Raw genomic sequence first — 13,435 nt, forward strand, 5'->3', positions numbered from 1 at the left:
TTATTATTTCCTTTAAACCTGTGTGAGCTTGCTCACAAATGAGCAAGCTATGTTGTCGTGCTTATCTAACTTGTTGTTACGCTAGCTTTTTATTTTCTCGCGCTTGGCGTTCTAACTTTTTTGCAAGCTCAGTGAGCATATCACGTGTAACAAGAACGATACCTTTTTTAGATACCCTAAAGCCGTTTTCTTCATCTGTTTTTTTGTCAAAACCTATTTCAAGACCTGCCGGTATTTCACAGCTTCTATCTATTATTGCGCGTTTAATTTTACAACCTCGGTTTATAACCGCACCGGGTAAAATAACCGACTGCTCAATGGTACAAAATGAGCGAACGTGAACGTTAGAAAACAACAGGGATTTTCTAACCGCAGAGCCCGAAATAATACACCCACCCGAGACTGTTGAGTCTAAAGCCATACCACGTCTATCTTCATCATCAAAAATAAACTTAGCAGGTGGTAGTTGCTCTTGATAAGTCCATATTGGCCACGTTGGATCGTATAAATCAAGTTGTGGTTCTGGCATTACCAGTTCCATATTAGCTTCCCAGAACGAATCAAGCGTACCTACATCTCGCCAATAAGGTTGCCCTTCTTGGTTTGGATCTCTAAATGGGAAGGCAAATACATTATGCTCTTCTATAATCGCTGGAATAATATCGTGACCAAAATCGCGTCCAGAGCCTTCATTCTCAGAATCTTTTTTAAGTTGCTCAAACAAAAATTCAGTATTAAAGATGTAGTTCCCCATTGATGCTAAACATGTACCTGGCTTGCCGGGTACGGAGCTCGGCATTGCTGGTTTTTCATCAAAACGACACACTCTATTTTCTTCATCAACGGTCATTACACCAAACGTGTCTGCGGCTTCCTCTACTGGAACTTCAATACAACACACAGTCATATCTGCGCCTTTTTGCACATGTTCAGCCAATAAAGCACCATAGTCCATACGGTACACATGATCTCCAGACAAAATCATCACATATTTAGGAAGCTCGTGACGAATAATATCTATGTTTTGAAAAACAGCATCTGCGGTTCCACAATACCAATCATCACCTTGGCGCTGAGATGCAGGTAGTATTTCAACCGACTCTCCTAGCTCTTTTTTAAAGTGCCCCCATGCGCGGTTTACATGGCGTATTAATGAATGTGATTTATATTGTGTGGCAATACCAACACGTCTCACACCCGAGTTAATGCAGTTTGATAGTGGAAAATCGATAATTCGATGTTTACCACCAAAGTAAACTGCTGGCTTTGCTCGCCAATCGGTTAACTCATGCAGGCGAGAACCGCGACCGCCTGCCAGTATTAACGCGTAAGTTTCTCTGGTTAGGCTACTTATGTAGCGATTTGCATAATTAGGCATAATACTCTCTCCATTTAGTCTAGGCTGTTAGTGGCATGGCTTTTAGTTGTCGTTAAGTCTGTTTCACTAATATTGAGGGGTTCTAAATGCCAAATATCTTCACTGTATTGGCTTATGGTTCTGTCACTTGAAAACATACCACTGGCTGCTGTATTTAAAATACTCATTTGTGTCCAGTAGGTCTGATCTGCGTAAGCTTTATCAACTTCTTTTTGAGCTGCTACATAACTTTCAAAATCGTGAGCAACAAGCCATGGATCGTGCGGGCTCTTAATTGCATTTGTTATGTCGTCAAATAAGCATGGTTCAAATAAATTAAAATGCCCGCTCTCGAGTAATTGCATCACATTCTTTAAATCGCTATTTTGCGATATTAAATGCTCTGGATTATAACGTGATTTAATATCGTCAATTTCGTGCGCTTGTGCGCCAAACAAAAAGAAGTTATCAGCACCAACAGCATCTCTAATTTCAATGTTTGCGCCATCCAGCGTGCCTATTGTCAATGCACCATTCATCATAAATTTCATGTTGCCAGTACCAGACGCTTCTTTGCCTGCGGTAGATACTTGCTCTGAGAGATCAGTTGCAGGACAAATAACTTCCATTGCGGTTACGTTGTAATTAGGCAAAAAGGCGACGCGTAAATATGGCGCAGCTTGAGGGTCTTTATTTATAACCTCTGCCACGTTATTAATAAGCTTAATAATTTTTTTAGCCATGTAATAACCCGGCGCTGCTTTACCACCTAATAGAACACAACGAGGAACAAGCCCTTGGGTATCCCCACGGCGAATACGGTCATATAAATGAATCACATGAAGTATGTTTAATAGCTGACGTTTGTATTCGTGGATACGTTTTACTTGTACGTCAAACATCATTGATACATCAAAATCGATATCGCAGCGCGCCTTAACTAAATCAACTAAACGTTGTTTGTTTTCACGTTTAGCATTTTGCCACTGCTCATGAAATGCCTTGTCGTCATAAAAACGACGTAGGTCACTAATTTTTGAAAAGTTTTTAACCCAATCATGGCCAATTTTTTCACCAATTAATTCACTTAATACTGGATTACAATGCGCAAGCCATCGACGAGGCGTTACACCATTTGTTTTGTTATTAAACTTATCTGGCCACAGTGCATAAAATTCTTTAAATAATCCCGCTTTTAACAGTTCAGTATGAAGTGCTGCTACGCCATTTACAGAGTAACTACCTACAATAGCTAAATAAGCCATACGAATTTGCGGCTCATCACCCTCTTCAATCAGTGACAATGCACGTTGCTTTTCAACATCTCCCGGCCATTGCTGTGAAACTTGTGCTAAAAAGCGTGCATTTATCTCGTAAACTATTTCTAAAATGCGTGGCAATAATTTTGAAAACAACGAAACAGACCATTTTTCAAGCGCTTCAGGAAGTAGCGTATGATTTGTATAAGCCATTGTTTTAGTTGTGATTTTCCAGGCGTCGTTCCAATTTAATTCGTAATCATCAATTAAAATACGCATTAGCTCTGCAACAGCAATACTTGGATGCGTGTCATTTAACTGAAAAACATGAAAATCAGCAAAGTCACTAAAGCTCTCGCCATGTTGGGAAACCCATTGGTCTACTACGTCTTGAATACTCGCCGATGATAAAAAGTATTGTTGGCGTAACCTAAGTTCCTTACCATTTTCGCTGCTGTCATTTGGATACAGCACCATGGTGATCTGTTCGGCTAGATTTTTTTGTGCGACGGCTTCTGAATAACTGCCCGCATTAAATTCGGTTAAATTAAATTCATCTGTTGCCTCTGATTTCCACAGACGTAGTGTATTTACGATATTGTTTTTATACCCAGGGACAGGTACATCGTACGGTACAGCTAATACATCTTGTGAGCCCATCCATTGACGGTGCTCTCTGCCAAATTTATCTGTGTAACTTTGCACATAGCCACCAAACTTCACACGTTTTGCATGCTCTGGTGCGCTTAGCTCCCATGGATGTCCTTCACGTAGCCAGTTATCTGGTTGCTCAATTTGGTTACCATCTTTAATCGATTGATTAAACATGCCGTATTCGTATCGTAGGCCATAGCCAATAACAGGCAACGCTAAACTAGCACAGCTATCTAAAAAGCAGGCTGCAAGGCGCCCTAGCCCACCATTTCCTAGGCCAGCGTCGTGCTCGGCGTCTTCAATTGTTTCTATTGTTGTGCAGTACTCTTGTAGTGCTGAGCTTACTTGTTCATCTAAATCTAGATTTAAAACAGCATTACCTAGCGCACGCCCCATCAAAAACTCAAGAGAAAGGTAAGCCGTTTTGCGGCGTTTCTCTTGCTTAATTTGTTGATTCGTTTCTCTGCAGCGGGCCACAAGTCTGTCGCGAATAGTAAGCGCTAATGCGTGATACAAATAATGCTGCGATTCACCCACCTTATCTCGGCCGAGGGTATAATAAAAATGCCGTGTTAAGTCATCTTTAAGCGTACTTTCATCAATAACGGGCCCTTCTTGCCAGCCCTTTACTACACACACTTGATCACTTTGTTTAACCATGACTAACATCCTCTAAATTGGCACTAAAAACCCAACTACTTTGTGCTGAAATTTCAACCATCGCATCTTCATTACTGCTCAAAGATGCATTATGTACACTTGATAGAATCATTTGCCACGGCGCATTAATTGGCGATGGGGGCATTTGACAAAAAATTGTTTTTTCACTGGCATTAAATACAATCAGCAATGCATGATTGTTTTGCTTATCAAGTAAGCTATACATTAAAAACTGTCTGGTATCTTCATGCCAGTGAGCATCAGTCATGGTTTTACCTTGTTCGGTAAACCACTTAACGGTAAAACGCTCGTCTATATCATCTAAAAATACACTGTGTTTAAACGCACTGTGCGCACGTCTAATTTTTAATGCATCATCAATAAATCGTGTTAACGAATGATTAAGTTGAGAATCTTTCCAGGCAAGCCAACTAGTGCGATTATTTTGGCAATAAGCATTGTTATTCCCCCCTTGCGAGTGCGCCATTTCGCTGCCAGCGGCAATCATTGGAACACCTTTTGAGAGAATTAAAGTAAGTAAAAAGTTCTTTTGTTGCTGTAAGCGCAGTGCGTTTATTTTAGAGTCGCTGGTAAAACCTTCTACCCCACAGTTAAACGAATGATTTGCACTGTGCCCATCTCGATTTTGCTCGCCATTAGCTTCGTTATGTTTATGCTCATAACTCACTAAATCGGCAAGGGTAAAACCATCATGACTCGTTATGAAATTAATACTATTGAGCGGCCCACGTTGGCTGTGCTCAAAAATATCAAACGATCCATGCAAACGTTTTGCAACGCTTGCAATAATGCCTGTTTCACTTTGCCAAAAACGTCTAATTACATCGCGATATTGATCGTTCCATTCTCGCCATGGCGGCGGAAATGCACCAAGCTGATAACCACCTGGGCCTATATCCCAAGGCTCACTTATTAACTTAACTTTGTTAAGCACAGGGTCTTGGGCAACTACTTGTAAAAAAGTATGTGCGGAGCTAAAGCCTGCTTTTGAGCGGCCTAAAATGGTCGCTAAATCAAACCTAAAACCATCAACTCCCATTACTTCAACCCAATAACGAAGGCTATCAAGTACAAGTTGCAGTGTTTTAGGGTGGTCAATATTTATGGTATTACCACAGCCGGTATCGTTTATATATACGTCAGGCTGACCATCTACTGTGCGGTAATAGGCTAAGTTATCAAAGCCTCTAAGCGATAGTATAGGGCCATCCGCCCCTGCTTCAGCTGTATGGTTGTAAACAACATCTAATATGACTTCTATGTCTGCAGCATGGAACTCTTGCACCATTTGCTTAAACTCGTTTATATCGTCGTTTACCAAATAGTCTTTATGGGGCGTAAAAAAGTTAAGCGTGTTGTAACCCCAGTAGTTTTGCAAACCTTTCCCTGTTAAAAATTGCTCACTAATAAAAGAATGAACAGGCAAAAGCTCAACGGCTGTAACACCAAAGCTTTGTAAGTGTTCAATAAAGCTTGGGTGGCTTAACCCTAAAAACTTCCCTTGTAGAGGTTTAGGTATTTTAGGATGACGACACGTTGTACCTTTCACATGGCACTCATAAATAACCGTGTTTGACCAACGGTGGTTAGGCTTTTTATGCGTATACAACGTAGGAGCCGCTACTTTTGATTTAGGTATATCAATCGCATTATTTACAGTGCTTTTAGTACCGATTGGCATTTGCCCGTAATGGCGTTCACTCCAAGTAAACTCACCAAACAAGTCTTTTGCATATGGGTCTATCAGCAGCTTATTTTCGTTAAACAGTTGACCATTTTTAGGGTTATATTCACCCTCAACTCTAAAACCATAAAGCGCACCGGCGTTTAATGGCGAAATATGAATACTCCAAATACCCCCTTCGTTGATATTCATCGCCATTTTTAGTATTTCTGAATGGCCACTTTTATCAAACAGGCATACATAAGCTTGGCTCGCCCCAGGCGCATAAAGCGCGAAGTTGACCCCATTATCAATAACACTAGAGCCAAGTGGTTCTACATTACCGGGTGCTACATCAAATCGGTTACTCATCATCAACCTTTTGTAAATAAATAGTAGTTAAGCCACCAATGGCAATTGAAATACTGTGTTTAAAACCATGATTTGATTCGTTTATTGCCTGAACTATCAGCGAAGAATCTTTAGTTACCTCAACGCCAGAGCCAAAAAACTGAGTATCGTCTGTATTTACAATGACCTTGTAACGCCCTTTACTCGGTACGCCAATAACGTAGTTTTCATAGGACGCGGGGGTAAAATTAGCAATAACAACCACAAAGTTTTTTGCGTTTTTAGCATAGCGAACAAAGCTTAAAATGCTCTGCTGATTATTATTGTTATCTATCCAGGTAAAACCAGCCGCGCTCGAATCAAGCTCATACAACGCGGGTTGGGTTTTATAAACGGTATTGAGCGCTTTTACGGTGTGCTTTATACCGCTGTGGCTTTGGTGCTCAAGTAAATGCCAATCGATAGAATGATCGTGCCCCCACTCTTTTCGCTGTGCGATTTCACCGCCCATAAATAAGAGTTTTTTACCCGGGTGTGCCCACATAAATGCGTAATAAGCGCGTAAATTTGCAAATTTTTGCCAATCATCGCCTGGCATTTTTTCAATTAACGAGCCTTTACCATGTACTACCTCATCGTGGCTTAATGGCAATATATAGTTTTCGCTAAACGCGTATACCATCGAAAAAGTCATTTCATGATGATGATGCTGACGATATAAAGGGTCGTGCTGCATGTAATGCAAACTATCATTCATCCAACCCATGTTCCACTTATAACCAAAGCCTAAACCGTTGTGCTCAACACTTTGGGTGACACCCGGCCATGCTGTCGACTCCTCAGCCACCATCATAATGCCTGGGTTGTTTTTATAGCTGCGCATATTGACTTGCTTTAGGCACTCAATTGCACCTAAGTTTTCACGCCCGCCGTAACAATTAGCAACCCACTCGCCTTCTTTTCGGCTGTAATCTAAATACAACATAGAAGCTACGGCATCTACACGCAGGCCATCTAAACCAAATTGATGTAGCCAATACATAGCATTTGATATTAAAAAGCTTTTAACTTCAGGACGGTCGTAGTTATAAATGTAGGTATTCCAATCAGGATGAAACCCTTGGCGCTTATCAGCATGCTCATATAAATGGGTGCCATCAAATCGATGTAAGCCATGCGGATCGCTTGGAAAATGCCCTGGTACCCAATCAAGCAAAATACCTAAATTAGCTTTGTGGCACTGCTCTACAAAGTATTTAAAGCTGTTGTAGTCGCCAAAGCGGCTGGTAGGTGCAAATAATCCAACAGGCTGATACCCCCACGAACCATCAAACGGGTATTCACTTATTGGCATAAGTTGCAGGTGAGTAAAATTCATTTCAAGGGCATAGCTAACGAGTTTGTCGGCAAGCTCTGTGTAACTTAAATAGCGGTTGTTTTCAGCCCGTTGCCATGAGCCTAAATGCACTTCATAAATACTAATTGGTGCATCTATATGGTTACGCTTTTGTCTGTTTTGAAGAGCCTGCTCGCCAAGCTTTATAGGTACTGGTTTATACTGCAGTACACTTGCAGTGCCAGGTGCTTGTTGCATTTTAAATGCATAAGGGTCGGCTTTTTCGAGCACCTCTCCACTTTGCGCGGTAATTGCAAATTTGTAGCACATGTCAGCTTTAAGGCCTGGTACAAATAACTCCCATACACCACTTGCAGGATGAAAGCGCATAAAGTGGCGATTCGCTTGCCAAAAGTTAAACTCACCAATAATAGAGACACTTGCCGCATTAGGCGCCCATACACAAAAACGTACACCGTCTACGTTTTGTTGAGTACTAAAATGTGCACCAAAATGCGAGTAAGCATGTTCAAGGCTGCCTTCGTTAAATAAATACATTGCCTCTGCATCAAGTGTGCTTTGGAAACTGTATTCATCATAAAAGGTAACGCTGCTATCTGTGTACTGAGCAATGCATTCATATGGCGCAGTGGGCAAAGCATCAACTTTGGCTATAAATAAATCACTTTGCTGGTAGCGTTTCGCCTTAATACTTTTATTATTTAATGTAACACTTACGCTTATTGCACAAGGTAGATAAAAACGAACTTCAACCTCAGCATCCGTTTTATGTGCCCCTAAGAAGCTAAATGGGTCTTTAAATCGCCCTGTATTTAATGCGTGTACTTGTGCATCGTAATTATTTTCATTAGTTGTACTGCTCATTTAACCTTTCCTTATTGAATCGATAGCAGCTAAAAGTGAGGCATTTTTGGTAAAAATTTCTTCACTGGTATGCGTTAATACACGTCGCCAATTAGGATATTCTTTATCTGTCCCGGGGATATTAACCGGATACTTTTGCTCATCTAAGTCATCTATTTGTATTGCAAATAAACGCGATTGAGAGCCTGCTAAACACAATGCAAGTGCGCTATAAACAGTCACTGCTTCACTATGTAATAAAAGCTCAGTTGTATTGCCATGGTGATTAATAAAACGTAGTAACCTTTGTTGCTCTTCTATTCGCTGTTGCTTTAGTTGCTCGTATTCATTGCAAGTTATAAGCTTATATTGTTGCTTAATATCTAAATCATCATGTTGCCACCAGCCTGTAAATGGAGGGACATCGTGATTGGCTATCATTAACAAACAATGTGTTGCTAGCTCATCTACCGATAAAAACTCTCCACTGTGTTGTTTTTCAAAATAGAATAAGCTGTTGGAAAAAATACCGCTAGATGCCAAAGCTTCCCTAACCTCTGGCGGTACGATGCCTAAATCTTCACCAATAACAATACTCTGATTAATATGCGATTCAATTTTTAAAATGGCAAGTAAATGCTCAAACGGATAGTAAACATAACAGCCGTCTTGTTCGCCATTGCTTTCAAAGCACCACCATAGGCGCCTAATAGCCATTACGTGGTCAATTCGAAGCCCACCTACGTTTTGCATGTTTGCGCGAATGAGCGAGCGGTAAAATTGGTAGTGATTATTACTAAGGCTTTGGGGATTGAGGGCTGGGAGGCCCCAATTTTGACCTGCTTCAGCCCATGGATCGGGTGGAGCGCCTACACTTGCACCTTGGCTAAACAGCGATTGCTGGTTTTTAAATTCAGCCCCATCGCCAGCACAACCAACAGCTAAGTCGTTTATTAAGCCAATAGCCATGCCTCTCTCTGCGCAACTTTTTTGACACAGTGCAAGTTGCATATGCGCTTGCCATTGCAGGTAATAAGCAAATGTTAGGTTATCTGATTCGAGGGTATTTAACGTAGTAGAGTGAGCATTACAAAAATCAGTAAACGCTTGGCGACGCTCATCACTTGCCGTTAATTCAAACTGATTATAAAGCGCTTCAAATAACGTATACTTTATACGGCTTACATTTTCATAATCTATAAACTGATCATTACTTTTAATAAGTGCAGCGACATCATCTTGCTGCATAATGGCGTCAAGGTTTTCGTTATTTATTGCGTCTTCGCTTAGTACGATAGAAATATAAAGAGGATTTAATAAAGCGCGACTATTAGGGCTATAAGGACTGGCTCGCTCTGGCATATCAGCAAATAACAAATGCAGTGGATTAAGTAATATATAATCCATGTTTTGGGAGCTGCATAGTTTTGTAAGCGCTAATAAATCGTCAAAGTCGCCAATACCAAAATTCGCTCTATTTTTTAATGTGTAAAGCTGAATAGATAATCCAGTGCGCTTTGTGTCTCCCACTTGATAGACTTGCTCAGGCACGCACCAAATTTGTGTAATAGCGTGTTGCTCACCTACCTGAACATTAGCGTCATGATAGCCAATTGGCATATTACCAATGGGTAGTGCCAGCTCAATATAGCGAACGCCATGCAAGTAATATTCACCAGTGACAGCCAAGTTATAAAGGTTATCAAATGCTAAATGCATTCCAAGTGAAGGGACATCGATATTAGCGGCTAAATATTGCTGACGTTCATCTATACGAAGCTTTAACAAACATGTACTTTGCTCAACTAAACTCACACTAGGTACTAAAGCAAGCCAAAGCGATGCATCTAAATCATAAGTTAGTTGAGCTATTCCTGCTTCATTATTTGTATCAACACCACAACATTGCAAAGCACGTTTACGCGTTTCTTCGCTAAAAAATACCTGTTCACCTGTATACTTAGTGAATTCAAAGCCAATACCATGCAGGTAAAACAACTGCGAAAGAGCATCCATTGAATCGCCTTAATTAGTGCGTTGAGTATTTACTATGCTGTTTTCTGTGCCAAATGTATTGCCGATATAACCGTCAGCTTGATGGTCGTTATCCCAAATGTCTCCATTAATCAGATAACGAAAGTGAAATTGTTTATCGATAGGTAAGCGTTGCTTAAATTTAAACACACCTTGTTTTTTATAAAGCTTCATTGGCACTGGTTTCCAATCATTAAATTCACCTAATAAGCAAACTTCTTCTGCCTCTGGATGAGAAAATTCAAAAGTAACTTCAGCTTCATCTTTTGTTTTAAAAAAACGTTTATTCAACATAGCAGGCTCCAACTAAACCAAAAAGGGTACTTAATCTTTGCCACAGGCCATACAACTAAACAAAAAGGCGATGTGGTAACCATCTAAAAATCATTAAACGTGTTATTAGTTAAACAAAACTTTATTTACGCTTTATTACAGTGCAAATAATATTTCAATTGCACCAAAAAGGTGCATTAACCTTATATACAATACGCTTTAAATGATACTTAACATACAGAGCAATATTCAAACCAACAAACTATTAAAAACCTCATTAGTTCAATATATAAATATTTATAGCTGCAAATATCCGAAGAAAATTTAAAATCCTAAATTACTTTTTTTATATTACTTCATCATGGATAATACACATCATTCTAATACTCTGAAATATCATTAATTTCATGTTGAAAAAAACCATTTTAATAACTACCACCATCATTTTTTTAGTTGTAGCTGCATTTATTGGTACCTCAATTTATACCCTATACAGTAAAAAAGAAATTTCAGTTGACCCTAAATTAAAAGAAATATCAGGAATAGAATTTGATAAACAGCAACGTTTATGGGCTATTAACGACGGAGGCAATGAACCAAAGCTATACAGACTCAATAAAGACGGTTCTATTGCTAAAGAAATTTTAGTTGAAAACGCTAAAAACATTGATTGGGAAGACATGACCCAAAACAAATTTGGGCACTTCTTTTTAGGCGATTTTGGTAACAACAAAAACGATCGTAGATGGCTCACTATTTATAAAATAGAAAACCCGATAGATATAAAAACAGATACGACTCAAGCAGAAATAATTAAGTTTACCTACCCCGAAATGGATGGCAGTCCTATAAAGCCCAATAACCGTAATTTTGATTTAGAGGCATTTGTAGCTCTAGGACGTCACTTATATTTATTTACTAAAAACCGCACAGAGCCATTTGATGGTATTACTAAGGTTTATAAAGTGGGCGATCATGCCGCTAATTTTAAAGCAGAGTTAATAGACTCATTTAAAACATGTACCACTTTAGAAAAGCTATGCTGGATAACATCGGCTGCTTTAAGCCCTGATCGTAAAAAGCTGATATTACTTGATTCAACCAGTATTTGGTTATTCGAAAATTTTGAGGGTGATAAGTTTTTTTCTGGCGATGTATCAAAAATTGACTTAGGAATAGTAACTCAAAAAGAAGCTGTCACTTTTTTTGATGACAATACTATTGTATTTACAGATGAAGAGTTTAAAGGTATTGGCGGTAATGCTTATTTTATAAAGCTTGATGAAGCCAAAAAAGAAATTATAAGAAAAAAGCCGACCTCAGAAAAAATACATCCATAATATAATGTTAGCTAAGCAAAAGTTCCAAAGCTTAGCTAACTTATGTAAAAGGTATCGAGTTAGTTACTCTTTTCGTTTGACGAATGGAGTGCTTTTTCTACATCAACACCTAAAATCAACACTCCAATATGGCTATTATTATCTAAAACAGGATAACTTAGCTGTACTTGAAAATGATGTGTTGATGCATCATATGTAACGCTATCAAAGTTATAGTCCTTTGACTGTTTAAATATTTTAGTAAACTTATTCTCATCTCCTTGCCAGTAATCACTGGTTAACTTACTTATTGCTATATTTTTTCCTTGGCTATCAGTCAATATAAGCTCAGTAACAACACCTTTAAACTGCGATTGCCATTTTTTAAATACCTTAGATAACGGTAAATCAAGCATAGTTAACGCATCAGCATGCCCAACGTGTTTACTTTCTTTTATCCATAGCTGGTCTCGTTTCATAATTTCAGGCTCACTCAAAGGAGACTCATTACTTATTTGAACTTCTTCGACTAAACTAGGTAAGTTTAATAAGGTTTTAGCGCTACTGTAGAGCCTATCAAGTATTTGCGTTTCTTCACTTTTTGATAGTGAAAATGGAGCTTGCGCACAAGTATTTATATTTTCATCGAACTGCTGCATAAATTCAGGAAGGCGTTTGATAAGTGAATGCGAAGCAAATAATCCCAAAGGTACATATCTAAAAAATTCTTTTTGGTACTCGTCTTTATTGATCCCTAGCTTAGAGGCTGCTAATTCAAAATCGTCTAAATCAAGTAGGATTCTATCAATCCGTTTATGGTGCATTACATTTACTATTTCTTCTAATGAATTTACTTCTACCTCAGCAATAATATTCTGAGTTTTAAACCAATTTGCTTGATAACTTCCTCTTACTGCACCATAACGCATTTTATTTTTTGGTTTATTAATGCTCTCTGGGTGAGTGAACCAGTACCAGCTTTCTAAAAAAATGGGGGATGATATACGTCCATAAGCTTTCATTTCAGGCATTAAATGGGTTGTGAAATATCCATCTAAGCGCTCTAACTTTACTTCTCGACGTGCACGTAACCATGGCAAGGTTTGTAGCTGAAAAGGCGCTCCCATTTCAAATAAAATACACTCGACTTGGTTGACTGCATTATTAGGAGCTGTGGTGGGTAAGTTTGTCCCAAACTGGAGAGGCCCAGTTAAACCTAACAAAAGAGTGAAAAGATATGCGGGCATAATCCATTGCTAACTAATGTACAAATTAAAACAAGTATAGTCATGCATATAAAAAAGTATTAATTTTCTTTACAAAATTTTGTACCTTATCAATAGCTTCAATATTTAAATCTATGATTTATTGCTATTAACTTATAAAAAGCAGGCTTAAATATTTAAATTAATGCATTTATATCTAGGGTCTGTTTATCTTTGTGGATAAAAATTTGTTCAAACTAGGTGCTATTTAATTGCGGCGCAAGATTTATAAGCTAGTGTGCTCGATAACTGCTCTGAATCGCCCCGTGTTTGCCAGAGACTCAATAACTTGAGAAACTGGAACTATGAAAAAATCAAATCGCTATACATCAGAATTTCGTGAACGTGCAATTAGGCTTGTTACCACACAACAGCATGA

The 13,435-nt window shown here is 38.9% G+C and carries 8 protein-coding genes; 1 reads left to right on the top strand and 7 read right to left on the bottom strand.

Going from position 1 to position 13,435, the window contains the following annotated elements; genetic code table 11:
• Window positions 1-76 precede the first annotated feature (76 nt).
• The 6 genes from glgC to H5126_RS20245 are packed head-to-tail and all read right to left on the bottom strand — an operon-like array spanning window position 77 to window position 10,493.
• A complete protein-coding gene (glgC, locus tag H5126_RS20220; protein WP_002958601.1) occupies window positions 77-1,378 on the bottom strand; it encodes a glucose-1-phosphate adenylyltransferase in 1,302 nt (433 codons plus the stop codon).
• Window positions 1,379-1,392: 14 nt separating this feature from the next.
• On the bottom strand, window positions 1,393-3,930 hold the full coding sequence (locus tag H5126_RS20225; RefSeq protein ID WP_182692397.1) for a glycogen/starch/alpha-glucan phosphorylase: 2,538 nt from the start codon (window positions 3,928-3,930) through the stop codon (window positions 1,393-1,395).
• Window positions 3,923-5,986, bottom strand: coding sequence for a glycogen debranching protein GlgX (gene glgX, locus H5126_RS20230; protein WP_182721245.1), 2,064 nt, complete (start codon window positions 5,984-5,986; stop codon window positions 3,923-3,925). Before glgX ends, H5126_RS20225 begins: the two co-directional genes overlap by 8 nt.
• The gene (gene glgB / locus H5126_RS20235) at window positions 5,979-8,186 is read right to left on the bottom strand and encodes a 1,4-alpha-glucan branching protein GlgB (protein ID WP_182721246.1); all 2,208 of its coding nucleotides are present in this window, start codon (window positions 8,184-8,186) and stop codon (window positions 5,979-5,981) included. Before glgB ends, glgX begins: the two co-directional genes overlap by 8 nt.
• The gene (gene malQ / locus H5126_RS20240; RefSeq protein ID WP_154902873.1) at window positions 8,187-10,181 is read right to left on the bottom strand and encodes a 4-alpha-glucanotransferase; all 1,995 of its coding nucleotides are present in this window, start codon (window positions 10,179-10,181) and stop codon (window positions 8,187-8,189) included. It lies immediately after the preceding gene.
• A gap of 9 nt (window positions 10,182-10,190) precedes the next feature.
• Complete coding sequence (locus H5126_RS20245) at window positions 10,191-10,493, bottom strand: isoamylase early set domain-containing protein (protein ID WP_182721247.1); 303 nt, start codon at window positions 10,491-10,493, stop codon at window positions 10,191-10,193.
• A 386-nt stretch (window positions 10,494-10,879) separates the two neighbouring features.
• On the opposite strand from H5126_RS20245, the gene H5126_RS20250 reads away from it, so the two are divergent.
• Window positions 10,880-11,812 (top strand): hypothetical protein, encoded by a 933-nt coding sequence (locus tag H5126_RS20250; protein ID WP_024595451.1) that lies wholly within the window; start codon window positions 10,880-10,882, stop codon window positions 11,810-11,812.
• Between the two features lie 59 nt (window positions 11,813-11,871).
• Here H5126_RS20250 and H5126_RS20255 read toward each other — a convergent pair whose 3' ends face one another.
• Window positions 11,872-13,038 (bottom strand): cellulose-binding family II protein, encoded by a 1,167-nt coding sequence (locus tag H5126_RS20255; protein ID WP_182721543.1) that lies wholly within the window; start codon window positions 13,036-13,038, stop codon window positions 11,872-11,874.
• Window positions 13,039-13,435 lie beyond the last annotated feature (397 nt).

The sequence above is a fragment of the Pseudoalteromonas sp. SG45-3 genome, from assembly GCF_014164075.1.
In the GTDB taxonomy this organism is placed as follows: Bacteria; Pseudomonadota; Gammaproteobacteria; order Enterobacterales; family Alteromonadaceae; genus Pseudoalteromonas; species Pseudoalteromonas distincta.

Bases quoted from the DNA above. Each gene is read 5' to 3' on its own strand.
- H5126_RS20255 (WP_182721543.1), bottom strand. From the start codon at position 13,038: ATGCCCGCATATCTTTTCACTCTTTTGTTAGGTTTAACTGGGCCTCTC.
- H5126_RS20245 (WP_182721247.1), bottom strand. From the start codon at position 10,493: ATGTTGAATAAACGTTTTTTTAAAACAAAAGATGAAGCTGAAGTTACT.
- glgX (WP_182721245.1), bottom strand. From the start codon at position 5,986: ATGAGTAACCGATTTGATGTAGCACCCGGTAATGTAGAACCACTTGGC.
- malQ (WP_154902873.1), bottom strand. From the start codon at position 10,181: ATGGATGCTCTTTCGCAGTTGTTTTACCTGCATGGTATTGGCTTTGAA.
- glgC (WP_002958601.1), bottom strand. From the start codon at position 1,378: ATGCCTAATTATGCAAATCGCTACATAAGTAGCCTAACCAGAGAAACT.
- H5126_RS20225 (WP_182692397.1), bottom strand. From the start codon at position 3,930: ATGGTTAAACAAAGTGATCAAGTGTGTGTAGTAAAGGGCTGGCAAGAA.
- glgB (WP_182721246.1), bottom strand. From the start codon at position 8,186: ATGAGCAGTACAACTAATGAAAATAATTACGATGCACAAGTACACGCA.
- H5126_RS20250 (WP_024595451.1), top strand. From the start codon at position 10,880: ATGTTGAAAAAAACCATTTTAATAACTACCACCATCATTTTTTTAGTT.